Origin of the sequence: Mesorhizobium sp. M0938, from assembly GCF_040319125.1 — a bacterium.
GTDB classification, from domain to species: Bacteria; Pseudomonadota; Alphaproteobacteria; order Rhizobiales; family Rhizobiaceae; genus Mesorhizobium; species Mesorhizobium robiniae.
Window position 1 is genome coordinate 289,407 of the sequence record NZ_JAMYNS010000003.1, and the last position, 25,323, is coordinate 314,729.

At 60.4% G+C, this 25,323-nt stretch carries 28 protein-coding genes; 17 read left to right on the forward strand and 11 right to left on the reverse strand.

Annotation, left to right across the window (positions count from 1 at the left end; all coding sequences use genetic code 11):
• Nucleotides 1–16 precede the first annotated feature (16 nt).
• The 12 genes from NKH73_RS06680 to NKH73_RS06735 all read left to right on the forward strand — a co-directional run bounded on the left by NKH73_RS06680 (nt 17) and on the right by NKH73_RS06735 (nt 10,719).
• A complete protein-coding gene (locus NKH73_RS06680) occupies nt 17–1,063 on the forward strand; it encodes a UDP-glucuronic acid decarboxylase family protein (RefSeq protein ID WP_352929315.1) in 1,047 nt (348 codons plus the stop codon).
• A 121-nt stretch (nt 1,064–1,184) separates the two neighbouring features.
• A complete protein-coding gene (locus tag NKH73_RS06685) occupies nt 1,185–1,385 on the forward strand; it encodes a hypothetical protein (protein ID WP_352929318.1) in 201 nt (66 codons plus the stop codon).
• A 164-nt stretch (nt 1,386–1,549) separates the two neighbouring features.
• Entirely contained in the window at nt 1,550–2,653 is a 1,104-nt protein-coding gene (locus tag NKH73_RS06690) for an inositol-3-phosphate synthase (protein WP_352929321.1), read from the forward strand.
• Nucleotides 2,650–3,243, forward strand: a complete 594-nt coding sequence (locus NKH73_RS06695) for a histidine phosphatase family protein (RefSeq protein ID WP_352929324.1) — start codon at nt 2,650–2,652, stop codon at nt 3,241–3,243. The genes NKH73_RS06690 and NKH73_RS06695 overlap by 4 nt, the downstream gene beginning before the upstream one ends.
• 13 nt (nt 3,244–3,256) lie before the next feature.
• Nucleotides 3,257–4,354: a CgeB family protein gene (locus NKH73_RS06700; RefSeq protein WP_352929326.1), complete on the forward strand. Its 1,098-nt coding sequence runs from the start codon at nt 3,257–3,259 to the stop codon at nt 4,352–4,354.
• Complete coding sequence (locus tag NKH73_RS06705; RefSeq protein ID WP_352929328.1) at nt 4,354–5,160, forward strand: sugar phosphate nucleotidyltransferase; 807 nt, start codon at nt 4,354–4,356, stop codon at nt 5,158–5,160. The genes NKH73_RS06700 and NKH73_RS06705 overlap by 1 nt, the downstream gene beginning before the upstream one ends.
• A gap of 2 nt (nt 5,161–5,162) precedes the next feature.
• Nucleotides 5,163–5,924: a TIGR04290 family methyltransferase gene (locus NKH73_RS06710; protein ID WP_352929331.1), complete on the forward strand. Its 762-nt coding sequence runs from the start codon at nt 5,163–5,165 to the stop codon at nt 5,922–5,924.
• Nucleotides 5,917–6,849 carry a glycoside hydrolase 5 family protein gene (locus NKH73_RS06715; RefSeq protein ID WP_352929334.1) on the forward strand — a complete coding sequence of 311 codons (933 nt, stop codon included), beginning with the start codon at nt 5,917–5,919 and terminating at the stop codon, nt 6,847–6,849. Before NKH73_RS06710 ends, NKH73_RS06715 begins: the two co-directional genes overlap by 8 nt.
• Nucleotides 6,850–6,856: 7 nt before the next feature.
• A complete protein-coding gene (locus NKH73_RS06720; protein ID WP_352929337.1) occupies nt 6,857–7,708 on the forward strand; it encodes a PIG-L deacetylase family protein in 852 nt (283 codons plus the stop codon).
• Nucleotides 7,709–7,788: 80 nt separating this feature from the next.
• On the forward strand, nt 7,789–8,769 hold the full coding sequence (locus tag NKH73_RS06725; protein WP_352929340.1) for a glycosyltransferase: 981 nt from the start codon (nt 7,789–7,791) through the stop codon (nt 8,767–8,769).
• Between the two features lie 7 nt (nt 8,770–8,776).
• A complete protein-coding gene (locus NKH73_RS06730) occupies nt 8,777–9,766 on the forward strand; it encodes a GNAT family N-acetyltransferase (RefSeq protein ID WP_352929343.1) in 990 nt (329 codons plus the stop codon).
• Between the two features lie 62 nt (nt 9,767–9,828).
• The gene (locus NKH73_RS06735; protein ID WP_352929345.1) at nt 9,829–10,719 is read left to right on the forward strand and encodes a methyltransferase domain-containing protein; all 891 of its coding nucleotides are present in this window, start codon (nt 9,829–9,831) and stop codon (nt 10,717–10,719) included.
• A 685-nt stretch (nt 10,720–11,404) separates the two neighbouring features.
• Here NKH73_RS06735 and NKH73_RS06740 read toward each other — a convergent pair.
• On the reverse strand, nt 11,405–11,968 hold the full coding sequence (locus tag NKH73_RS06740; RefSeq protein WP_352929348.1) for a sigma-70 family RNA polymerase sigma factor: 564 nt from the start codon (nt 11,966–11,968) through the stop codon (nt 11,405–11,407).
• Nucleotides 11,969–12,378: 410 nt separating this feature from the next.
• On the opposite strand from NKH73_RS06740, the gene katE reads away from it, so the two are divergent.
• The gene (katE, locus tag NKH73_RS06745; RefSeq protein ID WP_352929351.1) at nt 12,379–14,490 is read left to right on the forward strand and encodes a catalase; all 2,112 of its coding nucleotides are present in this window, start codon (nt 12,379–12,381) and stop codon (nt 14,488–14,490) included.
• 93 nt (nt 14,491–14,583) lie between these two features.
• Here katE and NKH73_RS06750 read toward each other — a convergent pair whose 3' ends face one another.
• Nucleotides 14,584–15,120, reverse strand: coding sequence for a hypothetical protein (locus NKH73_RS06750; RefSeq protein WP_352929353.1), 537 nt, complete (start codon nt 15,118–15,120; stop codon nt 14,584–14,586).
• A 257-nt stretch (nt 15,121–15,377) separates the two neighbouring features.
• Here NKH73_RS06750 and NKH73_RS06755 point away from each other — a divergent pair, with 257 nt between their 5' ends.
• Entirely contained in the window at nt 15,378–15,695 is a 318-nt protein-coding gene (locus NKH73_RS06755) for a hypothetical protein (protein WP_352929356.1), read from the forward strand.
• A gap of 73 nt (nt 15,696–15,768) precedes the next feature.
• Here the strand turns inward: NKH73_RS06755 and NKH73_RS06760 are convergent, their stop codons facing one another.
• The 5 genes from NKH73_RS06760 to NKH73_RS06780 all read right to left on the reverse strand — a co-directional run bounded on the left by NKH73_RS06760 (nt 15,769) and on the right by NKH73_RS06780 (nt 18,891).
• A complete protein-coding gene (locus NKH73_RS06760) occupies nt 15,769–16,296 on the reverse strand; it encodes a YciE/YciF ferroxidase family protein (RefSeq protein ID WP_352929359.1) in 528 nt (175 codons plus the stop codon).
• Between the two features lie 193 nt (nt 16,297–16,489).
• The gene (locus NKH73_RS06765; protein ID WP_352929362.1) at nt 16,490–16,708 is read right to left on the reverse strand and encodes a hypothetical protein; all 219 of its coding nucleotides are present in this window, start codon (nt 16,706–16,708) and stop codon (nt 16,490–16,492) included.
• Between the two features lie 298 nt (nt 16,709–17,006).
• The gene (locus NKH73_RS06770) at nt 17,007–17,228 is read right to left on the reverse strand and encodes a hypothetical protein (protein ID WP_352929365.1); all 222 of its coding nucleotides are present in this window, start codon (nt 17,226–17,228) and stop codon (nt 17,007–17,009) included.
• 42 nt (nt 17,229–17,270) lie between these two features.
• A complete protein-coding gene (locus NKH73_RS06775) occupies nt 17,271–17,642 on the reverse strand; it encodes a SpoIIAA family protein (RefSeq protein ID WP_352929367.1) in 372 nt (123 codons plus the stop codon).
• A 169-nt stretch (nt 17,643–17,811) separates the two neighbouring features.
• On the reverse strand, nt 17,812–18,891 hold the full coding sequence (locus NKH73_RS06780; RefSeq protein ID WP_352929369.1) for a DUF3182 family protein: 1,080 nt from the start codon (nt 18,889–18,891) through the stop codon (nt 17,812–17,814).
• 237 nt (nt 18,892–19,128) lie between these two features.
• Between NKH73_RS06780 and NKH73_RS06785 the strand changes: the two genes are divergently transcribed.
• Nucleotides 19,129–20,166, forward strand: a complete 1,038-nt coding sequence (locus tag NKH73_RS06785) for a ribonuclease Z (RefSeq protein WP_352929372.1) — start codon at nt 19,129–19,131, stop codon at nt 20,164–20,166.
• Between the two features lie 24 nt (nt 20,167–20,190).
• On the opposite strand, the gene NKH73_RS06790 is transcribed toward NKH73_RS06785, so the two are convergent.
• Both NKH73_RS06790 and NKH73_RS06795 read right to left on the reverse strand, forming a co-directional pair.
• Nucleotides 20,191–20,715 (reverse strand): metallophosphoesterase family protein, encoded by a 525-nt coding sequence (locus tag NKH73_RS06790; protein WP_352929375.1) that lies wholly within the window; start codon nt 20,713–20,715, stop codon nt 20,191–20,193.
• 64 nt (nt 20,716–20,779) lie between these two features.
• Nucleotides 20,780–21,223 carry a hypothetical protein gene (locus tag NKH73_RS06795; RefSeq protein WP_352929377.1) on the reverse strand — a complete coding sequence of 148 codons (444 nt, stop codon included), beginning with the start codon at nt 21,221–21,223 and terminating at the stop codon, nt 20,780–20,782.
• Between the two features lie 247 nt (nt 21,224–21,470).
• Between NKH73_RS06795 and NKH73_RS06800 the strand changes: the two genes are divergently transcribed.
• Nucleotides 21,471–21,725, forward strand: coding sequence for a DUF982 domain-containing protein (locus tag NKH73_RS06800; protein ID WP_352929379.1), 255 nt, complete (start codon nt 21,471–21,473; stop codon nt 21,723–21,725).
• A 10-nt stretch (nt 21,726–21,735) separates the two neighbouring features.
• Here the strand turns inward: NKH73_RS06800 and NKH73_RS06805 are convergent, their stop codons facing one another.
• Nucleotides 21,736–22,047 carry a hypothetical protein gene (locus tag NKH73_RS06805; RefSeq protein WP_352929382.1) on the reverse strand — a complete coding sequence of 104 codons (312 nt, stop codon included), beginning with the start codon at nt 22,045–22,047 and terminating at the stop codon, nt 21,736–21,738.
• 379 nt (nt 22,048–22,426) lie between these two features.
• On the opposite strand from NKH73_RS06805, the gene NKH73_RS06810 reads away from it, so the two are divergent.
• Nucleotides 22,427–22,633, forward strand: a complete 207-nt coding sequence (locus NKH73_RS06810; RefSeq protein ID WP_352929385.1) for a hypothetical protein — start codon at nt 22,427–22,429, stop codon at nt 22,631–22,633.
• Between the two features lie 61 nt (nt 22,634–22,694).
• Here NKH73_RS06810 and NKH73_RS06815 read toward each other — a convergent pair whose 3' ends face one another.
• Nucleotides 22,695–25,235, reverse strand: a complete 2,541-nt coding sequence (locus tag NKH73_RS06815; RefSeq protein WP_352929843.1) for an NAD-dependent epimerase/dehydratase family protein — start codon at nt 25,233–25,235, stop codon at nt 22,695–22,697.
• Nucleotides 25,236–25,323: the final 88 nt, after the last annotated feature.

A 25,323-nucleotide genomic window follows, 5' to 3' on the forward strand; every position in this document is an offset into this window, starting at 1 on the left:
ACAGGAGAAAATAGAGATGCGGCAATCAAGAAGGACGCAACGGACCAAAACGGCGCTTGTCGCCGGCGGCGCGGGTTTCCTCGGTTCGCATCTTTGCGAAACACTGCTTCAGGCCGGCTACCGCGTGATCTGTGTCGATAACTTCCTTACCGGCCGGATGGAAAACATCATATCGATCATGGACGATCGGCGTTTTCGGTTGATCGAGCAGGATATCTGCCGACCGCTGGACGTTACCGAGCCGGTGGACCGCATTTTCAACCTGGCATGCGCGGCATCGCCGCCGCGCTACCAAGCCGATCCGGTTCACACCACGCGAACCTGCGTGGTCGGAACCCTCAATCTGCTTGAGTTAGCCGCCCGAAACAATGCGCGCTTCCTGCAGGCATCGACAAGCGAAGTGTACGGCGATCCGGAACAGCACCCGCAAAGGGAGGACTATGTCGGCCACGTGAACTGCACCGGTCCCCGCGCCTGTTATGATGAAGGCAAGCGAACTGCAGAAACCTTGTGCTTCGATTATTTGAGAACCGAAATGGCCGACATCCGGGTCGCGCGCATCTTCAACACCTACGGTCCGAGGATGGATCCTGCCGACGGCCGGATCGTCTCGAACCTGGTGATGCAGGCTCTCGAGAGGAGACCTCTGACGATATTCGGCGACGGGCTGCAGACCAGATCGTTCTGCTACGTCTCGGATCTGGTCGACGGTTTGATCCGCCTCATGGATATCGACCCCAATCCGCGCCAACCGGTCAATCTGGGCAATCCCGGGGAATTCACCGTTCTTCAGCTAGCCGGATTGGTGAGAGATATGACCCGCAGCAAGTCGGTGTTCAAATTCCTGCCACTGCCGCAAGACGACCCTCGCCGGCGGCAGCCGGACATTTCCCGTGCAAAGACCCTTCTCAACTGGTCGCCAAAGGTGCCGCTCAAGCAAGGTCTGCTGCAAACGATCGGCTATTTTACGGAGCTCGAGGCCAGCCGTAACGAGGATCGAATTCCTCCGATTGCAACAAGCGTGAGGTCCGCTCCAGGCCGACTGCAAAACCTGCCGGCCTAAAGTCAAGGAGAGCTGCGTAGTCGTGCATGGTCATGCGAGACCATGACGTGCGACGCGCGCTCTCACTTTTTCTCATTTTGGGAACATCCAGTCGAGCTCGCGGTTGGGCGAGGATACCGGCATGGAGAACGGACAGGTGCATCGAAAACGATCCGCCAAGGACATCGAGCAAATGGCCGCAAGGGAAACGGCTGCCTTTCTGCGCCGTGCCTCGATCACCTACCTTGAATGCTGTGTGAGCCTGATGATGACGCATCTTGAGCGCGAGGAAGTGGCCACCATCCTGGAAAAAGAAGCGGATATGCTGCGAAAGCTCGACTGAGGCTGCACGCCCCGGGCGTCGATCGCTCAGACAGCCTCAAATGCGGCGCGCAGCTTGGATCCCCGCCACGGAGTTCGTGATTTTTCCGGGTCGCAAGGAACATTCCTGGCAACTGGCAGTTCGGCGCGAGGAACTTACCTTTCAACAGCGATGGCGGCAGTTTCGTGGGATCGAAAAAGGTACGGATTGGAATAGCCGGCGTCGGCAATTGCGCGTCTTCCCTTGTCCAGGGCCTCTCATATTATCGGGACGCCAGAGGTAATGAGCCGATACCGGGCCTGATGCATGCCGATCTCGGCGGCTATCATGTCGACGACATCGAGGTGGTCTGCGCCTTCGACGTCGCCAAGGGCAAAGTCGGACGCGATGTGGCGGAAGCCATATACGAGGCACCCAACAACACGTTCCGCTTTGCCGACGTCTCGGCTACCGGCGTTCGCGTCGAGCGCGGACCGACGCTGGACGGCATCGGCAAATATCTGCGCGATGAGATCGAGGAGGCAGACGAGCCGGTCGCGAATATCAGCTCGGTGCTGCGGGAAAGCGGCGCAGACGTGCTGGTCTCCTATCTGCCGGTCGGCTCGGAAGAGGCGACGCGTTTTTATGCCGAATGCGCGCTCGAAGCCGGCTGCGCATTCGTCAACTGCATACCGGTTTTCATCGCGTCGCGTCCGGAATGGCGCCAACTCTTCGAACAGCGCGGCCTGCCGCTGATCGGCGACGATATCAAAAGCCAGGTCGGCGCGACGATCGTGCACCGGTTGCTCGCCAACCTGTTCCGCGAGCGCGGCGTCCGAATCGACCGCACCTACCAACTGAATTTCGGCGGCAACACCGATTTCCTCAACATGCTGGAACGCGAGCGGCTGGAATCGAAGAAAATCTCGAAGACGCAATCGGTGACCAGCCAACTCGACGTTCCCCTGGAGGCCGGCAACATCCATGTCGGCCCCAGCGACCACGTGCCTTGGCTCACCGATCGAAAATGGGCCTACATCCGTGTCGAAGGCACGACGTTCGGCGGCGTGCCGCTGAATGCAGAGCTGAAGCTGGAGGTGTGGGATTCGCCCAACTCGGCGGGCGTCGTGATCGACGCTGTCCGCTGCGCGAAGCTGGCGCTTGACCGCGGCATCGCAGGGGCGCTGACCGGCCCCTGCAGCTATTTCATGAAGTCGCCGCCTAAGCAGTTCACCGACGCCGAGGCACGCCTGCGTACGCTCTCTTTCATCGCCGGGAGGGACGAGCCTATGCTCGATGCCGCGGAATGACGACGTTCTTCTTGATCCGCCATGCGGCACACGACAATGTCGGCGACTATCTTGCCGGACGTATGGCCGGCGTTTGCCTTGGCGAAACCGGCAGGTCACAAGCCTTGCGCCTGGCCAGCCACATGGTGTCGGAGCCGCTTGCAGCCATCTGCTGCAGCCCGCGCGAACGAACATTGGAAACCGCAAAACCGATCGCAATCGCCTGCAGCCCCGACAAGGTCACAATTTGCCAAGAGCTCGACGAGATCGACTTCGGCGCGTGGTCGGGAAAGTCCTTCGAAGAGTTGAACCGGGACGCCGACTGGCTGACGTGGAACAGTCAACGTCAGCAGGCGAGGACGCCCGGCGGCGAGACCATGCTGGACGTTCAGCAACGTATCATGTCGCTGATGCAGAAGCTTCGCACTCGCTATCAGAACCAATCCGTGGCGCTGGTCAGCCATGCCGATGTGATCAAGGCTGCCGTCTGCAAGGTGCTCGGCTTGCCGCTGGGAGACTGTTTTCGCTTCGACATCGACCCCGCTTCGATCACCACGATCGTATCCGGTGACTGGGGCTCCAAGCTGATCCGATTAAACGAAGCCGCCTGACGAGGACTGCCGGATGCGAATGGTCATTTTCGGTCTCACCGTCACCTCCTCGTGGGGAAACGGACACGCAACGCTGTGGCGCGGGCTGATCCGGGCGCTCGGCGGGCTGGGCTGGTCCGTCACCTTCTTCGAACGCAACACTCCCTATTATGCCGGCGCGCGCGATCTTGATCATCTCGATGGCGGCGATGTCGTTCTCTATCCGGATTGGGAAGACATCCGCCATATCGCAGAACAGGCGATCGGGCAATCGGACGTCGTCATCGTCACGTCCTATTGCCCCGACGCCATCGAAGCATCACGCCTGGCGCAGCAGACCTGTCACGGCCTGAAGGTCTTCTATGATCTTGACACCCCGGTGACACTCGCCCGGATCGAACAAGGTCAACGGCCGGCATATTACGGGCCCGAAGGCCTTCGCGATTTTGATCTTGTCCTGAGCTACACCGGGGGAACCGCAATCGACGCGCTCAAGACACTTTTGGGCGCGCGCCATGTCCTGCCTCTCTACGGCCATGTCGATCCCGAGCGGCACCGCCCGGCGCAGCCCCGGGCCGAATTTGCCGGGGATCTGTCCTATCTCGGAACCTATGCCGCAGATCGCCAGGCCGGCGTCGAAAAGCTGCTGGTGCGCACGGCAGCGCGCCTGCCGGACCACCGCTTCGTCATCGGCGGCGCCCAATATCCGCACGAATTCCCGTGGAGCGACAACATCTTCTTTGTCAGGCACCTTCCGCCTGCGGACCATCCGGCCTTCTTCTGCTCATCGCGTCTGACGCTGAACGTGACCCGCGAGGCGATGGCCAAGAGGGGCTGGTGCCCTTCGGGCAGGCTGTTCGAGGCAGCAGCCTGCGGCGCGGCGATCGTGAGCGACACCTGGCCCGGGCTGAGCAGTTTTTTCCAACCTGGCAGCGAGATCATCGTGGCGGACACCACCGACGACGTGGTCGCGGCAGTCTGCTTGTCCGACAGCGAAGTTGACGCAATCCGGCGCCGTGCCCGCGAGCGGGTGCTGGACGAGCACACCTCTGCGCAGCGCGCCATGGAACTGGACCGCCTCCTGTCAGATTCATTGCAGGCGGCGGGCGAGCCGTTGAAGGAAGCAATCTGATGTTGGGCATCGTGCCTGCTGCCGGGCGTGGCAGCCGCATTCAGCCACTCGGCTTCTCGAAGGAACTGCTGCCGGTCGGCAGCCGCATCGACGGCCAGACCGAGCGTCCCTGCGCGGTGAGCGAATATCTGGTGCGTCGCATGGTGCGCAACGGCGTCGACAAAATCTGCTTCGTCATCGGATCGGGAAAGTCGGACATCCTCGAATACTATGCCGCCGGCTATGGCGATGCCGCGGCGCTATTTGTCGTGCAGCCCACCCCTGTCGGTCTTTGCGATGCGATCTTCCGCGCTGCGCCGCTCGTTGCGCCTGACGAGACGGTCCTGATCGGCCTGCCTGATACGATCTGGCTTCCCGAAGACGGTTTCTGCGCCCTGCGGAACGATTGCCTGTCTTTCTTGCTGTTCCCCGTCGACCGTCCGGAATTTTTCGATGCCGTCATTCTCGACAAGAACGACCGGGTGAAGGAAATCCACGTCAAGCAACAAGACGCCGGATCAAACTGGATTTGGGGTGCATTCAAGATGCCTGGCCGCATCTTTCATCAGCTTGAGATGCTGTGGCGCGAGCGGGATCGCCATGACGAATACGTCGGCACCCTAATCAACGCCTATCTGGCGGCCGGCGGCGAAGCTTACGGCGTCAAGGCAGGCACAGCCTATGTCGACGTCGGCACTTTCAACGGTTACCGCACCGCACTTCGGCTGCTTGAAAACAACGACACTGCGTTGGAGGATCCGAAAAATCTCATGTTCGTGCTGCAAGGGCAGTCGCAGATACCAAGCCATCCAGGCGAAGGAGGCTAGCGATGCTGCATTCCAATGCCGAAATCCGCCGCCGCATCGATGCCCTTGGCCCGTGGTTCCATAACATGGAGTTGGCGGGTGTTGAAACCGCCCCCGACCATTTCCTCGGCAATTACCCGCTGATCAAATGGCGCAAGTTCGCCGACGCGATTCCGGCCGATCTGTCCGGCAAGGCCGTGCTCGACATAGGCTGCAACGCCGGCTTCTACTCGATCGAGATGAAGCGACGCGGCGCCGGCCGTGTCCTCGGCATCGATTTCGATGAAGCCTATCTGGCGCAGGCGCGCTTCGCCGCCGAGATCGCGGACTGCGACATCGAATTCCAGCAGCTGTCGGTCTACGACGTCGGCGCCCTACGGGAGAAATTCGACATCGTCCTGTTCATGGGTGTGCTGTATCACCTGCGCCACCCGCTGCTCGCTCTCGACCTGATCCGCGAGCACGTCGCCGGCGACCTGATGATCTTCCAGTCCATGCAGCGCGGTAGCACCGACCTGCCTGCACTCGATGAGAATTATCCTTTCTGGACACACGATCTGTTCGACCGGCCGGAGTTTCCGAAGCTGCATTTCATCGAGCATCGCTATGCCGACGACCCGACCAACTGGTGGGTTCCCAATCGCGCCTGCACCGAAGCGATGCTGCGCAGCGCCGGCTTCGAGATCGTGCTGCACCCGGAGCAAGAGGTCTATTTCTGCCGCGCCGCCGATGAGCCGGCCGGCGGTGGCGCCGTCTACCCTTGGAAAGGACAACTTCATGATTGAAGCCGCGATGATCTGGAACGAGCCAAACAACAAGTCCCATTGGGACCCCGAACTCGACCCCGACTGGAGCCGCTTCGCCAATATGGCAATACTGGCCGCTGATGCGATCGCAGCGGAAAATCCCGCCATGACCAAGGTCCTGGGCGGCATTTCGCCGATCGATGCAGATTTCATGGCGCTCATGAAGCAGTATGGTGTGCTGGATCACGTCGATGCCGTCGGCGTGCATGGCTTCCCGCTCGACTGGAACCTTTGGCAGATTCAGGAATGGCCGCAGAAGATCGGCGAGATTTCGACCGTCACCGATCTTCCCGTATGGGTCAGCGAAGTTGGCGTGTCGAGCTTCGGTGCCGAGGAGGTCCAGCTCTGGGGCTTGCGCCGGACTGCCGAACTGCTGCTCGGCAATGCGCCGCGCATACAATGGTACAGCCTCTACGACCTTCCGCGCGAATGGGGGGCAACGACGCGTCACCGCGAAGCGGAAGGCTCCTCCTACTATCGCCACTTCTACATGGGCCTGCTGCGCGAAGACGGCACACCCAAGCCCGCGCTCGAGGAATTCCTGCGTTACACCCCGGCCATGGGACTGGCGCAGTGGTTTCATTTTGAAGATCCCCGGCTGGACGACGCCGTCGCCTGGCTGAAGCGTTTGGGCGTCACCAGTCTGCGTACCGGGCTTTCCTGGGCCGATAGTTTCAGGCCGAATGCGCTGGACTGGTACGACCGGCAAATGGAAGCGCTGGCCGATTTCGACGTGACCGTCACCTTCTGCTTCACGCCCGAGCATCGCGGAATGATGCCGCATCACACCAGTCCGCCGCTGGTGCCGGAAGAGTTCGCGGAATTCTGTGCGACGATGATCCGTCGCTATGCTCCCGGCATCGCTGTCTCGCCGGTCAGATCTGTGCGAGCTTCGGCAGCATGAGTGTGTCATGCAACACCAACCTGACAGGTCCGGGAAGCTCGCCGAATTCGCGGCCCTGTTGCTAGGTACCGCACAGCACTCGTCGGACGGTGCTGAAATCATGATCGTTGTCGCGCATCCTGACGACGAGACCATCGGCATCGGCGGGCATCTTGCCGGATTGCGCGGATCTCGCATCGTTCATGTCACCGACGGCGCGCCGCGAGATCTTGACGACGCCCGGGCGCACGGCTTCGAGACGTGGCAGGACTACGCCGCGGCCCGCCACAGGGAGTTGGAGACGGCGCTGTCGGCAGCGGGTTTTCCGTCGAAGGGACTGATCAGCCTCGGTTATCCGGACAAGCAAGCCGCCGGAAACCTTAGCTCGCTCGCACGGGAACTGACCTGCCTGCTGGCCGATTGCGACATCAGCTTCGTCTGCACGCATCCTTATGAAGGCGGTCACCCTGATCATGACGCGACCGCCTTTGCCGTACATGCCGCCTGCCATTTGCTGCGCCGCGACGGACGCCAGGCGCCGGCCATTGTCGAAATGGCGTTCTATTGCGCCGGGCCCGAGGGCGCAGTGCTTCAGGACTTCAACGGCGAACCCGGCGGTGAGTGCATCGAACTGCACCTCACGGAAACGGCTTTCGAACGCAAGCAGTGCATGCTGGCCTGCCACCGGACACAGCAACGGACGCTGGCGCCGTTTGCAGCGCGCGTCGAACGCTTCCGGGTGGCGCCTGCCTATGATTTCCTGGCGCTGCCGAACAACGGCAGGCTTTATTACGAGGCGCTGCCGCTTGGCTTCGAGCCGGCGGTTTGGCTCCACGCCGCGGCGGCTGCGTATGACGAGCTTCGGCTCGACCGGCCATGACCCTCACCGTCCTGAACGTCGCCTACACTCTCGCGCCAGTCGGCCCGGACGCGGTTGGCGGCGCCGAGCAGGTGCTATCGATGCTCGATCAGGCGCTGGTGCGGGCGGGACACGGTTCCATCGTGATTGGTTGCCAGGGGTCCAAGGCGGCGGGGGTCCTCATCGAGACGCCCGCTGAACCAGGCGTGCTCGACGATGCGGCGAAAATACGGGCGCAGCGCTCCCACCGCGCCGCGATAGAAGTCGCACGCGCCCGCTGGCCGATCGACGTGATCCATCTGCACGGCATCGATTTTGATGCCTACCTGCCTGACCAGGGTCCGACACTGGTAAGCCTGCATCTGCCGCTCGACTGGTATCCGGCCGATGCTTTGCGCCCGCTACGCGATGATCTATGGCTTCATGCCGTCTCAGAGGCCCAGCAGAGAACCGCACCACCAGGCGCCAGGCTGGTCGCCCCCATTCCAAACGGGGTCGACATCGACGCGCTGAGCGGTCGGCAGTCCAAGCGCAACTTCGCGCTGGTGCTCAGCCGCATCTGCCCGGAAAAGGGCATCCATCTGGCGCTGGACGCAGCCAAACAGGCAGACGTGCCGCTGGTCATCGGCGGCAAGGTCTACCCTTATGAAACGCACACGCTGTACTTTCGTGACGAAGTCCAGCCTCGCCTAGACAAGAACCGCCGCCTCCTCGGTCCGCTCGGCTTCGCCGCCAAACGGCGCTTTCTCAATGCCGCCCGCTGCCTGGTCGTTCCCAGCCTAGCCGCGGAAACCAGCTCGCTCGTCGCGATGGAGGCGCTGGCCTGCGGTACGCCAGTCGTCGCCTTTCCAAATGGCGCGCTGCCGGATGTGGTCGAACACGGCAAGACGGGATTTCTGGTAAACGACGTCGACGAGATGGCAGAAGCCATCGTCGCAGCAACCAGCCTGGACGCCGAGACATGCCGGGCCGAGGCGCGCCGGCGCTTTTCGCTCGATCGCATGATTTCGTCTTATCTGGATGCCTATCATGCGCTGGCAGGGCTTGGTAGCGGCAGTAGGCGCCTCACGGCGGTGCAGTGAGGCTTCCATGCTCCGCTCGGAGATCATCGACGATCCTGCCGCCCTTGAGGCCCTGGCGCCGCGTTGGTGGGAACTCTGGGCGCACAGCCGGACGGCGACGCCGTTCCAATGTCCCGCCTGGCTAATACCGTGGTGGCGCGCATTCGCGCCGGGAGAGCTGGCGGCGATCGCCGTCTGGCGTGGCGACGATCTAGTGGGATTGGCGCCGTTTTACCTGGAGGATAAGTCTTCCGGTCTGCGACTGCTTCCGGTCGGGATTTCGTTGAGCGACTATCTGGATGTCCTGTGTTTCCCCGGCATCGAAGCGGCGGTCGCCGTCGCCATCGCCGACCAAGTTCTTGCGATCGAGTGGTCGCAATGGATTTTGCCGGATTTGCCGGCGGGTGCTGCGGGTTTCGCCATAACGCACCCTGCGCTGGAGGCAGGTCAACTCGTCGATCACGCCGCCTGTCCCGTGCTCTCGATCGCTGGTGACGATGCGCCTGCGGTCTGCATTCCGGCGCGGAGAAGACGCCAGTTACGCCGCGCGCATAAAGCCGCACGTAGGCGCGGCTGCGTCTCCATCATGCCGGCGCATACCGATCCCAAAGCATTCTTCGATCACCTGATCCGCCTTCACGGCGCGCGTTGGGCCGGGCACGGCGACGGCGTGCTGGCCGATCCGGCTGCAGAAGAATTCCATCGGCAGGCGCTTGCCCTGCTTGCCGCACAGGGTCTTGTCCGATGCTGGCTTGTTGCTATCGACGACGCGGTCGTCGGCGCCTATTACGGATTTCACCATCGGCACCGGGCGTATGCCTATCTCGGCGGTTTTGATCCGGCCTATGCCGAGGAAAGCCCTGGGGCAATCCTGATCGGTCACGCGATTGCCGAGGCGGCTCGTGAAGGGGCGCGGGAGTTCGATTTTCTGCGCGGCCAGGAAACCTACAAGTATGGCTGGGGTGCCGTCGACCAATGGACAATGCGAAGGGTCTGGACGCGGAGCATGGCTCAATGAGCGCGACTGGACGAAAACCATCGCCACAGGCGTCGACAGCAAGGTTAGCAATCGAGGAGTGCATGGCCGACGGCGCCTGCGTCGAAGCCATCATTGCCAGGCTGGCGCTTCGCTTCGAGACGGGGATCGATGCGGCAGAATTGGCCGATGTGGCGCTGGGCATGTATTCCGCCGACGTTCGAAAACGCGACAGACTGGAGCGGATCTCCGAGCTGCTACGTCACAGGCCTGACATCTTTGCCATGCTGCGTGAAACAGGCGCGGCCGTTCGCCACGAACGTCATGAGGAGGAAACGGATGCCGCCGTCGTCAGGCGGCTGGCCTCCGGCTTTGATGCCGCGGCGGCGATTTCGCTGGCGGCGAGCGTTCAGCTTTCTTCGTTGGGAGATGAGGAGAACCTCACCGCAGCCACCAACGAGGTGGTAGCGTGGCTGGAAGCACAGGGCTTCACCGGCACCGACCGCGATATTCTGGACATTGGTTGCGGCATCGGACGTTTCGAAAGCGCGCTCTGCGATGCAGCGCATCGGATCGTCGGCATCGACATATCTTCAAAGATGATTTCGACCGCTCGTCATCGATGCGCCAGTCTGCGCAATGTCGAACTGCGGCCGACCTCTGGTCTCGATCTTGCCGATTTCGGAAACGCAAGCTTCGATTGCGTGCTGGCTGTCGACAGTTTCCCTTACCTGGTGTTGGCTGGCCTGGCCGAGCGGTATTTCAAGGAAATTGCGCGCGTTCTGAGGCCGTCAGGCATGGCGGCACTTCTGAATTACTCCTATCGCGGATCGTCGGCGCTGGATCGTGCCGATGTTCACCGCCTCGCCAAAGTCCACGGCATGCAGGTGGTGGTGAACGGCGAGAAGCCGTTCCGGCTTTGGGATGGCAATGCCTTTCTTCTTGCTGCATCCGACGGAACATTACGGCCCAATAACTGTTCGGGCGTCAAATAGAAAAGGCACCTGTGAGTGCCCACAATCCGAAGGAGGACTAGGTGGCATACGGCGGCAAGAGACGTCACCTCGACCGTCAGAGCAAAAGGCTCCGGCGACGGCGCGATGACCGGTTTTCTCAAGGATTAGGCTGAGGAAAAGCGGTTGCGTCCGCCAGAGCCTAGAAGCAAACACCGAGCAACGCAGGCTCGATGGCAATCGGATCAACTCCGATCAGTATCATGCCGCAGATCGGCTCGGTTAAGACCGAACGTTGAAATCGCAGACGCGATCATGACCAGCGACCAGCTGAGGTCGCGAGAGTCGAATTTGTCGAACGCGCCCGGGGATATTGCCCCGGGGAGGATTGGAGGGAACGCATAGGCTTTCCCGACGATACCAGCGGCTTCGAAACAATGCTGTGCAAGGCTCGGCGCTAACTGTGAGAACGGCGCGTGAATCCTTGCAAACTCTGATTGCTGACACCACACTGGTGAAGGGACCAATTCGTTAAGAGAACACGATGTCTCGCTCGAGCGACGATACCATCAGCCCGCGAAACCGGCTGGCAATAGACCGGAAGATCGCATCTCTGCTGACTGCGATCGAGCAGGAAAAGGTTCCCGACCGATTGACCGACCTTGCAGTTCAATTGCAGAACGCGCTTGTCGCGAAGCGTCGATGCAAGACAAAGAACGAGGACTAGTTATCGACGCCTGTCGACCGCGAAATTTCCCTCCGCTTCAGACAGATGATTGCGTCTTTCCACCAATGTCTGCGGCGAACTTTCGCCGAGATATTCCAGAACGCCGGCGCGCGCTCGGTTGAGGCGGCTCTTTACCGTCCCCACCGCGCAACCGCATATTTCGGCAGTTTCTTCATAGCTGACGCCAAGAACGCCGATCAACATCAGGACCTCGCGTTGATGTTCCGGCAGCTTCTGGACCGCGCCATAGACTTCCTTGCTCTGAACGGACCACTCCTGCGTAGCTTCCGAAACTGGGATCAGAGAGGCACAGTCAAGCAGGCCGGGTCTTTCCCTGTCGGCCGCTTTGATGCGCGTATAATAAGTGTTGCGCATGATGGTGAAGAGCCATGACTTCATACGCGTCCCGGGCTCGAACTTATCGATGTTGGCGAGCCCTTTGGTCAACGTCTCCTGAACCAGGTCGTCGGCATCGTCAGGAACGCGGCAAAAGGTGCGGGCGAAGGCTCGCAAGGCAGGTATCAGGTCAACGATGGAAACTTCATCCATTTCCTGGTTGGCCAAGGCGTACCCCCTGGAGGACAATGGTCCAACTCCCAGCAAGAACGAGTTGATGAACGTAGACCTAGCTAAATGCATGAAGGTTTGGATCGTTCCGGACATTGAAATAAGTCGCTAGAAAATCTCGGATGGGCGAACTATGCACGGGCGCACCTGTGCGGCCGAGCTCCTGTTGCGACGAATCCCGCCGGTTCGATTGAGACATCGCGCGAGCTTCCGGTCGTCCTGTCAGGTCCTATTCTCCGATCCGCATCGTCACGGGAACGTGCCGCCCCTGTGGGCAGGCTGCGACTTCGAATCGCTACTATTCGGCAGCAAAGCCGGCAGTTCTTTTGCTGGAACAAAGCTGCGCACCGACAGTTCGACGGCTTGAGCCGGTGGTTCCGGCCTTCATCCATCGAGGAGCGATAATCATGGCCCAATCCCGGCAACGTTCAGAAAGTCGGCCCGCGAGCAGTCGCGACCAAAATGTCGGGCGAGGAAGCGGCGGTGAGCTTCACCAAACCGCTGAAGGCGAAATCCCCGTCCTGACCACTGCGCTCGGCACCCCTGTCTCCGACGATCAGAACACGCTGAAGATCGGCGAGCGTGGCCCGTCGCTGATCGAGGATTTCCACTTTCGTGACAAGATCTTCCATTTCGATCACGAGCGGATTCCCGAGCGGGTCGTTCATGCTCGCGGCTACGGCGCACACGGTTATTTTGAAACCTATGAATCGCTCGCCAAATACACGCGCGCCGACATCTTCCAGCGTGCCGGCGAAAAGACGCCGGTCTTCGTGCGCTTCTCGACAGTCGCCGGCAACAAGGGCTCGTTCGACCTGGCCCGCGACGTGCGCGGCTTCGCCGTAAAGCTCTACACCAAGGAAGGCAATTGGGACCTGGTCGGCAACAACATCCCGGTCTTCTTCATCCAGGACGCGATCAAGTTTCCCGACCTGATCCATGCCGCCAAGCAGGAGCCGGACCGCGACTTCCCGCAGGCTCAAACCGCGCATGACAATTTTTGGGACTTCATCAGCCTGATGCCCGAATCGATGCACATGGTCATGTGGATCATGTCGGACCGTGCGATCCCTCGCTCCTTCCGGTTCATGCAGGGTTTTGGCGTCCACACTTTCCGCTTCGTCAACGCCGACGACGAATCCACTTTCGTCAAATTCATCTGGAAACCAAAGCTGGGCATGCAGTCGGTGGTCTGGAATGAAGCGGTCAAGATCAATGGCGCCGATCCGGATTTCCATCGCCGCGACCTGTGGGAGGCGATCCAGTCCGGCAACTTCCCGGAGTGGGAACTTACCGTACAGCTCTTCGATCAAGATTTTGCAGACAAATTCGACTTCGACGTCCTCGACGCCACCAAGATCATTCCGGAGGAGATCATCGAGCCGATCCCCGTGGGACGACTGGTCCTGGATCGTATGCCCGACAATTTCTTCGCCGAGACCGAGCAGGTGGCGTTCATGACGCAAAACGTGCCGCCCGGCATTGATTTTTCCAATGACCCGCTGCTGCAGGGACGCAATTTTTCATATCTCGATACCCAGCTGAAGCGGCTCGGCAGCCCGAATTTTACGCACCTTCCGATCAATGCCCCGAAGTGCCCATTTGCTCATTTTCAGCAGGACGGGCACATGGCCATGCGCAACCCGGTAGGCCGCGCCAATTATGAGCCGAATTCGTGGGGCATGGGTCCGCGCGAAGATCCCCGGCGCGGCTTCCGTTCTTTTGCCGATGTCGAGCAGGGGCAGAAAGTGAGGCTGCGGGCAGAGAGCTTCGCCGACCACTACAGCCAGGCGCGGCTGTTCTTCAACAGCCAAACGCCTCCGGAACAACGCCACATCGGCATGGCTTTGACGTTCGAGCTGAGCAAGGTCCAGACACCGGCAATCCGTGAGCGAATGGTCTCCCATCTGCTCAACATCGACGAGGCGCTGGCGGCCAACGTCGCCGACAAGCTCGGCATGCGAAAGATGCCCGATCCGGCGGACACTGCCGTGCCGCCGCGGGACGACCTGGAGCCCTCGCCGGCACTTAGCATCATCGAAAACGGACCGGAGAGCTTCAGAGGCCGCAAGGTTGGCGTATTGGTCAGCGGCGGGGTGGATGCTGCGCTGTTCGAGCAACTCCGATCCGCGATCGAAACCGAAGGCGCAGTTATGGAGGTTATCGCCGCAAAGGTCGGCGGCGTAGATGCGGCCGACGGGACGCAAATCGAAGCGAAGCACATGATCGACGGCGGACCATCGGTCCTGTTTGACGCGGTCGTGCTTATGCTCTCGGAGCCGGGCGCCGAACTGCTGGCCAAGGAAGCCGCCGCAAAGGACTTCGTTTCCGACGCGTTCGCGCATTGCAAGTTCATCGGTTTCACGTCGGGAGCCGAGGCGCTGCTGGCCAAGGCAGGTGTCGATGCGGATGCAGACGAAGGGCTGATAAGGCTGGAATCAAAAGAGGCAGCTGAGGAATTTGTAAAGGCCTGCCGGAAGTTGCGGCTGTGGGCACGGGAGGCGGCCGTCAAGCTCTGAGGCCGGTGCATTCTGGCCGTCTGTTTGGAGTCGCGGCAACTAACTGGGCGGAAGCATCCCATCCACTCGGATATCTATGACCGGCTGTTCGTCTCAGCCGCCCTCCTCTCGCTGCTTTTTCAGAACTTCATCAGTCCCGACAAGCTTTTTCGACCCGCCGGGGATCGCTGTGGACACCACGGCAGGCGGGTCGCTCGCGGGGAAGGAATCCTCAAGGCCGGCCTGCAACTGGTCTTCCAGGGTTTCCGGCTTCTGCGATCGACCAGGCGTCCTTCGGGTTTCGGTGTCCTCCAGCGGCTGTTTCATGTCGGGTGAAGACTTGACCTCTCGAACACAGGCATAAAGCTGTTCGATGCCAAATTCCTTCAGTGTTTCGAAGTTGGCTTTATCATCATCTTGCATTGCCTCTATCTGATCGACCATTGTTTTCTCGAACCGGTCGAGGCTATCGCTTCCGCAAGCCCGGCAAAGGCGCAACAGTGCCTCTTTGAGCAGTTTCGGGCCAAAGTAAGCCGACGCCTCAAGCTTAAGCCGTTGCAAGTCCTCTGGAGTTGCCGCCTGAAGTTTTGACATGTGCGCCCCTTTCGCCTGGTGAGCATTATCAACGGCAATTGTCGGCAGATGTTCCATTCATCCGGCACCGATGCGTCTCCCGTATTGTTCAGCGCCTATCACCCGCCCCATCCGATAAATTTCCGAGATCCGCACCACCGAACCGGGAAGGCCGGAGGCAAGCGTTTCGACTAAATGAACCAGGCCACCACCAGGTCGTAAGAAGCGCCGATCGGCGGCCTGCCGGCAAGTGGAACAGGAACCTTTTCTGAAACTCGCCGTTTGCCAGCAGGTCTCTGCATTAGCGACCTCTAATCAATGGAAAGGGTCTTGCCATGAACTACAAGATGATCTGTTTAGGCGCGATGGCGCTTTCTATGGTAAGCGGCGTTTCTCTCGCGGCAGGCGCCGACACGGGTACGTCTGCCTTGGACGACCCCGCAAAGATGCAGCCGTTCTACACAGACTCCAGCATGACGACTCTGCGGTCCGACGACGAGTTCACGAAGGCATGGAAAGCGCTGACGGACGAGGACCGCACGGCGATGACAAAAGTCTGCGATGAGGAGGCGGCAAACGCCAATGCCGCCAACAGTCACCCTGAATTCTGCAGCAGTGTCAAAAAGAACGGCGGCGGGACAACAAATAACTGAACTGTGCCCGCATCTTCGGCGCGGAGTCTGGGCGATCCGTTGCCCGGACTCCGCAAATCGGTGGCATACGGGACTACGCGGCCGCTTCAAGAGCACGCTGGTTGACACCGCCCTCGCCTAGGCCCGTCAGCGCTTCGTCCGTCGCGAGCTCTTCCTTGAGCGTCGCCTTGAGAAGGGCGGCAACATCGGCCTTTCCCATCTGTTCTGCCCAGGCGATAAGAGTACCGTACCGGGCGATCTCGTAATGCTCGACGGCTTGCGCCGCTGCGACCAATCCGGCATCGAGCGCCGGAGCACCCTCGTAGTCTTCGAGGATCTCCGAGCCCTCTTCAATGATGCCGTCGATCGCCGGACAGGTCTTGCCGCGTGCTGCCTTGCCGAATTTCTCGAACACTTCCTCAAGGCGGTCGACGTGACCTTCCGTTTCCATGCGATGTTTTTCGAAGGCAGCAGTCACCTTTTCCGACTCAGCACCTTTCGCCATTTTCGGCAGGGCCCTCAGTATCTTCTTTTCGGCATAGTAAAGATCTTTGAGCCCGTCGAGGAACAGGTCCTCAAGACCCTTGGTTGCCGCTTTCGTTGATTTCTTCGCAGTGGCCATGGTCGTCTCCCGCTGGGGTTGGAGCTAGCCTTCCTAAAACGTGAAGGCGTCCGATAACCCCACCGGCCAGCAACAAGTTCCACATCACTTCAGCATCGCCAAAAATTTTTTCTGGCGCCTCGCGTCGCATGTTCAGGCAAGCGTTACGCTGGTGAGCAGAGGCCGCCGAGGCGATGGTTGCCTCGCTTGCGGCTCATTCGATCCGCCTGATACGACCTTTATCTAGACGGAATACTCCATCCTGCCCGCCCTGCCTCTCAAAATCGGTAAGCAGATCGTCCCAGATTCCCAGGAACTCGCCACAGTCGTCGCAAAAGATCCGGTCGTCAGGACCGGCGTCGGCCGGAATCCGCAGCCTTATTGTCAGGCAATAAGGGCACTCCAACTGATGGTTGAGATACTGCTTGGTCATGGACGATGTCGAGAATGCACTGGAAATGCCGCCCCTGCAACCTCGCTCGCGCTTGTCTGTCGAGTTCGGGTCAGCGAGAGACGCATCACGGCGATTTGTTGCGATCCGGGGATAACGAGGGCCCTTCCGTCAGGGGCCGAATATTCAAGGCAGATGAAAAACGCAGCAAGAACTAGCGCGCAGATAATGGCGATAGCCGCCAGTGCGGTTTGGACAACGGCTTACGCGGTTTTGCAACACCGAACCAGTCCCGCTCTCGGTTCGAGGACGACGGAGGGCTCAAGATAGCCTGAACCCATTATATGCCGTCTTTGGTCGGAGGCCACCCGGACTGAGCCGTCGGGGGAATGTTGTCGGATGTCAACTCACCCCGCCTGAGCTTTCTGATCGCTTCGTCGGCTTCGATTTCGTCCAGTCCAGAAAGCGGCATACCGTCAACTACGACCGCTTCCTCGCTCTCGCCGTCATAGACCTCCCACAGGCCATCCGAATCCCGCCGTTTGTTGTAAGTGGTTGGCATGGCCGCTCCCTAAACAGTCTGAAGATGACCAGCTGGATGCCGCTATTGGACACCTGCAACCCATTCCAGAGCCTGAGCCTTTTCGTTCTCCGAGAACACCCGTGCCTCGAACTGCGGGAAAAGCGCGCCAGTCATCTCCGTGGCTGCCTTGATCCACTGTTTTTCGGACACCACTGCGGCACGCTGGAAGCGGTGGAATTCGCCAAGTTTGCTCAGGCCATATTGCAGGTCGCGGCGCAAAGCATCGCCCGTCATGTCCTCCAAATCGGTAAGGTCGGCGAGGACGCCGATCTCTTCATGTTCGCTCAGTTTCTCTTCGATCGCCGGAATGACTTTATCGTAGTCCTGTGCAGTCACGGTACCGGCAACGCGAAATGCGGCGACGTTTTCAGGAGCAGAAATAACCTCGATCACTTTTTCCTCCTTCGAGCTGGCTTCAGGGGTCTCCCGAACAACTCGAGCCGCCCACAGATGTTCCCTGGCGGCAAGCGTTTTGCGATCTAAATTCGACACTCATAAGCGAGTGCGATTGGCGGGCTCCCGGATTGCATGGACGATGACGGTATAGCGTGTGATCGGGCCCTCATCGGGGTCGTCTCCCTGAAAGGTGAACGTCCGCGTTCACCGGCAGCCGGCTGGTATTGCCGAACTCCTTAACTGTGGACGCGCGGACGAGTTGGATGTCCGGGTCATGCTTCATGATCTTTATTGCCGCAAGTTCGGCGGTACTGCTGCCGCCGATGCGCCAGCTGGCTTCGAGCACACCGGATCGCCAAATGCCCGACGAATCGACACCCTGGCCGATATCGTAATTGCGCCGCGAAGCGAAAAATCCGGGATAGTCAGCCATCGCCGCGTCATAGGCCCTCGCCTGCACCGTTGCCAAAGCTAATGCTCGGGGAAACTGAAGGTCGTCGAGAGCTTCCCACCCGCCGCGCACGACAATGAGATCGGATCCGCCATAAACGGATTGTCCCGCATTATCGATCGCCGTCCGTTGAGTGCCGTAGTAGGCGACCACCATTTCGTCGATTTCCGTTCTGCCAACGCTCAGCGTGGCGATGTCACTGAGGTTCGCTTCGAGCACCAGACCACACTCGTCCAAGTCGCAGGAGTGGTATCGCTCAAGCAGTCTCTCGACGTCGACGACCGTTCGAACGATGTGCTGGTCCTGGCCTCGCGAGGAGAGCGGTGGCTTCACTCGGGCCGGTCCGAGCTTCAGCAGACGCTCCCCTGCCCGCAGCGCGTCGTGCCGCGAAAACACGGTATAGCCAGGCAATACTGCTGCGCGGACATTCCTGCCGAAGCTGCTCGACCATTCTTTCGGTCGCTTGGCCAGGCCGTCCACCAATCCATGGGTAATGGCCTTGGTCATTGCAAAGCGCCAAGGCACGACGCCGCCAAAGAGGTCTTGCGGTCCGTTGATACCCAGCCGTGCCGCATCGGCGGCAAGCAAGCTGTCGTCGGGCACGAAATACACACCGCCGCCGTTGCTGTTGCCCATATCTTGCCGGAAGGCAAATCCCTTGAGCGACGCGATTGTGCGGGCAACGTTAGCCACGACTTCTCGCTCGTGAGCATAGAGGGGTTCGCAGCCCGGCGCAGAGAACGCGATCACGGTCCCCTTTGCCTCACTCGGCTGAGTGTCTCTGTGCTCGGTCATCTCGCCGTCCCCGGTGATATCTCGTATGGCTGCCGTGCCGATGTTGCGACCCGCGACTCGCCCGAACGGAGAGAACGCAGAATGTGGCAGAACGTTCATCCCGGTTTGGCCGGCTTGCCGCCTTCTGCGCCGTCTCGGCGACATCCATGGGAACCGCCACCGAGGGCGCCCGATTAGAGGATAGACGTCATGTCTCTGAAGTGAGCGCCTAATGGCAAAATTCGAAAACAGTATCGAGTGAATCCGGTGACGTTGCTGGTTCAGCCGCGCCTGGTCAACGACCGCTTTTCGGACGCTGGGCTTCTTCTGGATTTCCGCTTCGGCAACCGGGCCGTGCTCTTCGACATTGGCGATCTGTCGCCACTTTCGCCGCGCGAAATCCTGCGCGTCAGCCACGTATTCGTATCACACATGCACATGGATCACTTCGCCGGCTTCGATCGGCTCCTGCGGCTATTTCTATACAGGAATAGAACAGTGCATTTCTTCGGCCCGCCTGGATTGACCGAAGCGGTGCAAGCCAAGCTCAACGCATACACGTGGAATCTTCTCGACGAACAGTCCCACGACTTTATGATAGCAGCCTGCGACTGGACGCCGGCCGGATTTCATCATTCCCGCCTCTTTCGAGCACGAGCGGGGTTCGGTCGGCAGGACACTGCTTCAAATCCAGCCGAGGGCAATATCCTGCTCGATGATCCCGATTTCCGTATCGAAGCAGCAATGCTCGACCACGGCGTTCCATCCCTTGCATTCGCATTTCAGGAAAAGATCCGGGTCAATGTGCAAAAGCCACAGCTGGAAGCATTGGGTTTGCCTGTCGGACCTTGGTTGAACCAAGCCAAGCGTGCGGTCCGGCGCGGAGCTGATCCGGAAACGACGCTCGCCCCAACCGCCGATCGGCATATCTCGGTCGGCGAACTCCTCGGTGCCGGGGCCCTGATGACCGGTCCCGGACAGAGGATCGTCTACGCTACCGACCTCGCATTCAACGAGGCAAATCTTGCGCGTGTCGTTGCGCTTGCGCACGGCGCGAACCAGCTGTTTATCGAAGCGGGCTTCCTGCACGAGGATCGGCGGCTGGCCGCCGCGAAGCGGCATCTCACGGCAGCCGAAGCCGGCACGATCGCCAGGCTTGCGGGCGTCGAACATGCCGTGCCGATTCATTTTTCGCCCCGCTATCTCGGACGCGAGAATGAGCTGCATGCAGAGTTCGCGGCAAATCTGTTCGCCGTAAATGCATCTCAACCGACGGGAATGAATGCCAACCTGTGAGCGACAGCCGTCGCGCGTTTTCGATCACTCGCGCTGAATATCCCGGCGGGCCGTTCGCCGCGGTCGACTTGCAAGGATGGCGGAAAGGGTGACCGGGCGAAAATCCCAGCTGTCGACGCCTGCGTCGTACTGGCGTGTAGCCGGGCTCAGTCTGCCGTGCGAATGGCCATGCAGATCGATCGATTTCTTGCCGATCTGATTCCAGGTGCGAAACGGATAGTGGCAAAGGATCAGCAGCCTGCCGTCTATCGTCAGCTCCTTATAGTGTTGTGTGCTGGCCCAGCCTGCGGCGTCGATGGTCGCTGCGCCATCGTTGTTGCCGATAATCAAATGCTTCTGGCCATGAAGTGACGACAGGAGCGATGAAACGAATTCGGCCGATCCCTTGGCAAAATCGCCGAGATGCCAGATCTCGTCGTCCGGCCCGACGGTTTCGTTCCACAGCGAAATCAGCGTTCGATCGTGTTCTGGCAGTGAGCCGAACGGGCGACGATCGATGCGCAGTATGCGGGGATCGTTGAAATGCGTGTCGGCCGTGAAATAGATCATCGAGCAGCCCATGGCCTTAGCCTATCCCCAACGCGGCGCGACGATGCAAGCTAGAGATCGTCGGTCACCCGCAGGCAATCTCGACAATTGTCCGAGTGTCCTCATCGTAGCTGATGTTCATCCGGGCCCAACCGAGATCGGAGGTGCGGGCGCATGTCGAGCAGTGGATGCGCCAGATAGCGTCCTTCGGTGCATCCGGCATTTCAGTGAGCGGCCGGCCGAGAAGATGCTGATAACGGGACGCCTGGCACTGATCTCCGTAATAGTATCGCTGCGGCTGGCCAGCGATGTGCGCGACCCAAATCGCGGGATTTCGCGGATGGTTGCGTATCGTGGAGCCCTCCGGCGCCCAATACGTGAACGGCGGCGCAGGGTCGGCCTCGATCACGACCCGCGGCTCCGCCAATTTCAACGCCGCGCTCGAGACACTGTGTTGTTGTTCGGGGGATGAGGTACATGCCGTCACGAGCTGAGCCAAGCAGCCCGCTCCTGCAATCAGTGATTTCATGGTGGTGCCTGACCTCCTTGAAGCAGCGTCGGTCTGCTCCCTAGCTGGCACCTGATCGCCAAATCCAGCCGACAATGTGGCTGAGAGATCACCTTCGTGACGCCACCTCGTAGTACGCCAAACAGCGCGGTGTGGTGAGATCGCAAACTTCGCATCGACAGGGCAGTGGCAAGCCCGACTGCAATTAACATTTGAGGTAGCGAAGAAAATCGGACGCAGCTAACATACCGCCGCTTTGGAGAGTGTCGTGCCTACGAGACGTTTCAGAAAGCCGATTGTCGTTCAACCTGGCCGGATCGATCGCGACCGGGTTGTTTTGTCGGTCTCCGACGCGGCTGAAGTGCTGCTGAGGGACTGGCCGGCGCCAGCCTCCAAGACGCGACTCGCTGCAATCGAAGCCTGCCTTGCTGTTATCCGCGGCGAAAAGCCGCCAAGGGTCGCGCGCCAGGCGTTCATCGTCGCGGCCAAGGATGCGAGGATCCTGCTCGGCGAACAAATCTAAATCGGCGCTGTCAGGCCGAGCCTCGTTGAGGCAGCTCGATCTCTTCCTTGACCTGCTCCTGCAGATCGTCACGCGCGCGTTTCGCCTCGCTGCGAGGTGCCTCTGGTTGTTTCTGTCTGTCCAGTTCGTGCTCCACCGTGTCGCGCGAACCTTCTGCCGGATCCTCTTGCGGACGATTGTTGTCCGGCTCGGCGGCTTGATCTTGTCGCTTGTCCTTTCTGCCCTGATGACCATCGGGACTGCGCTCATCGGCGTGCTCGGTATTGTCTGTGTTTGAGCCTATCCGATCTCCGTCAATTGTTTCGTCTGCCATATTGGTCATACTCCGGCTCCCCGATTTTGGCTGCGCGACACATTGCGAAGTACATCTCGCCTTTGGCACGTGTTTCGTTGATGAGGCCAAACGGCAGATTTGCAGCTTGGTTCCATCCAACCTGCTGCGGACCAACCGCCACCAGATCGGCTGAACCAAGCACTTCCAAGCCTGCGATTAATGTAGCGCCCGGCCGCGACAAAACCGCCGCCGAGGGAACCTTCAATTTCCGCGTGGGTTAAGGCCGGACAGCCAATTTCGAGGGAGAAATGGTCATGGCTAACGCCCGGCAGGAACTGGCCGAATTCGTCATCAGCAAGGCCTTCAATCCGGTTATGCGAGCGAAACCGGATGAAAATCCGAGGCCGACCGCAAGACCCTGGAGCACGTGCAGCAGGCGACCAAGACCGAGATCGAGCGCTATCGTAATTATGACTCCGCTCAGCAGGTCGTCGTTAATTTCAAACGCGACCTGAGTTCCGACGCCGCCAAGAAGGTGCACTCTCAGCTGCGGCGCCTGCATCTGCCGACAATCGAGGACATCAAAGATGGCTTCGAAGATAAGGCCCGCAAGCTCGGGGTCAAAGCATCGTAGTGACGGACCTGGTCACTGAACCCGTGACCGCATCGGGCAAGATCGCCAGGTGTCGAGTTGCTCAGATAATGGCCCGATCCCAACCGCCATAATGTTGATCGCTGCGCGTGCCGCGCGGCAGGCTGAGCGCGATCAGTGCCAGACCGATCGCAACGTCCGCCACGACGGCCGCGATTCCACCACCGGCAAATACGAAGGGTGACACCGCGATCCATGCACCAAGCACTACATTGAGGAAGCGCACCGGCCGGACAATTTCGGCCATGGCTGTCATTGCGACCATGACGATGAGACAGCCGACGACGTGATCGCTGAAGTAGAGCGGTGGCTCGGTGCCAAAGATCAACGGCGTCGTCATCAGCAACGCGCCGAGCAGCGTACTCGTTATCAACGTCCACGGGAAGTTCACGCCGCCGGTGACAAATTCCTTCAGCAGCTCGGAAGCTGGACGATCGAGGTCGGTAGCAGGTGTCTGGTTCTCCGACAGCGCCGGTCCGCCCATCCAGAAGGTACGCCAGAACGGCTCGCCCGCTCTCGTAGCACCCCAGAGATACTGGACGGTCGCCAGCACTTCATCGACGGAGTAGGGAATTAGCACCACCGTCACGACGGCCTGGAGGATGCAGAGCGTGCACAGCGCGCCAATCAGCGGTGGCTGAATGATGATGAAGGAGACGCTGACCACGCCGAGCGGAACAATCAGCAAGCCGAAGAGGATCACCATCCACGGCATGGTGCGCCAGCGTCGGCGGTCGCCGATCGCGCCGGCGAGTATATCGAGGCTATAGGCAAAGGCGCCGAGCCCGGCATCGGCGATCGGGAAACCTTTCGAGACCCATGACGTCACCACCGCCTCGCTGCCGTTGCGCACTGGTGCGCCGCCAGGCCCGAAGAACGGATCCCACAGCCCATCTATGTGGCCCATCTGGTATGCGGCGAGATAGCGCGAAACGAATAGGCCGACGAAGGCCAGCGCCACGATGGGTATCCGCTGCGTGAAGGTGGAGGGCGAATAGGTCCAGCCCAGCGGGCGGTCGTCGTCGGCCGCCAGCGCGCGGCGGCTGATGCCGGGTGTCGGTGGGATCATCACTGCAAAGGCGACGATCAGCATGCCCGCGAGCGTGTCCATGGCATAGGCGGCGGCGCTGGTCGTCCAGAACAGCAACGGCGCAAGCATCACCCACAGACCGAGCGATGCCGTGATCCACTGCACCCAGCGCCAGCGTTCGAGCATGCCCAGCAACGCAAAGACCGCGACGAGCAAGCCGGAAACGATTTCGCTGATACCGAGACCGGCATTGCGGAATTCGGGCTCCGCAGTAGAATGCCCCAGAGCCGGAGGTATTGCGGCTGCGACGGGATCGAACAGGCCAACCGTCATCGGCGACGTGACCAGCCACAGTCCGAGCGCAGCATTGGTCATCGGCGCCCAAAGCGTTCTGAACCGATGCCGTTTTATGGCGGCTTCGACGTCTTCCTTGCTTCGTTCGAGCGGCCCCTTGAGGCGCCTTTCGGCCTGCTCGATCTCGGGATCCGAAGCCGCGACAACGGGCGGATTGAGCTTGTTGGCCGCGTACCAATCCGTGGGGTCCTGTTTCAGCCGGCGGATCATCTCCGGCAACGTGTCCAGCAGCCTATGTCTTGGCTTCCAGCCCAGCAGAGCGTCGGCCCGCGAAATATCGATCTCGTAATGATCGTCCGAGTTCTCGATCATCCACGGCTTGATGTCGGTGTCCTGGTCGAGCACCTCCGTCTGCAGCCAGGCGCCCAGCTTCGTCAGATCTTTCGGCAGCGCCAAGGTACGCCAGTCCTCGCCGTGGATGAGCCGGCCGATGCGCTTCTGCATCTCCTCGTATGACGGTGTGTCCGCCTCGCCGATCAGAAACACCGTCTCGGGTGGAAGCTCGGCGCGCCGGTCGACGGTGCGCGCCACCGCATCGACGAGATCGTCCTTGTGCAAATAGGGCTGGCCGGCGGTGATATCGCCGGCGAACAGATAGGCGGTCGGCAAACGCTCGAAGATGCGAGCGATCTGCTGGGCAATAAACGCCGCCCGGCAGTCTTCGTCATAGACGCCGGCGAACCGCAGGATCACCGTTTTGATTTCCCCGTGCTCCCTCGAGATCAACGCTTCGGTTTCGGCTTTCGATTTCGGATAGGCCCAGGCCGGGTCGAGCGGCGAGTCTTCATTGATTTTCGTGCCCCTCCCCGGACTTGGCGCATGGACGAGAAGCGTGCTGGAAAACACGAACTGCTCGGTCTTGATCGCTGTCAGCGCCTTCAGGAGCCGGCGCGTGCCCTGCACGGTGACGGCGTCATATTTCGGATTGTCCTTGCCGGTCGTATCATAATAGGCAGCAAGATGGATGACCGAGGCAATGCGGCCGCCGCTGCGCTCCCGCACCGCCTCCACCACTCTATTCACGCTCTCATCGGAGGTGAGATCGATCTCGATCGTCTCCATGCCTGCGGGAGGATGCTTCGGTTTTACAACATCGAGACCGATGACGCGGTAGCGGGTAAGCAAGCCTCGCGCAATCGCCTGCCCCAGGAAGCCGCTGCTGCCGGTGATAAGAACCGTCGGACGGGGTACTCGCCACAGCTCAGGCCTGCTCGCCACGCCGTCTGGACTTCAACCGGGTAACCTGCCGGCCCCGATCACGGTTGGCCGTTCCATCCAGCCAAATGTT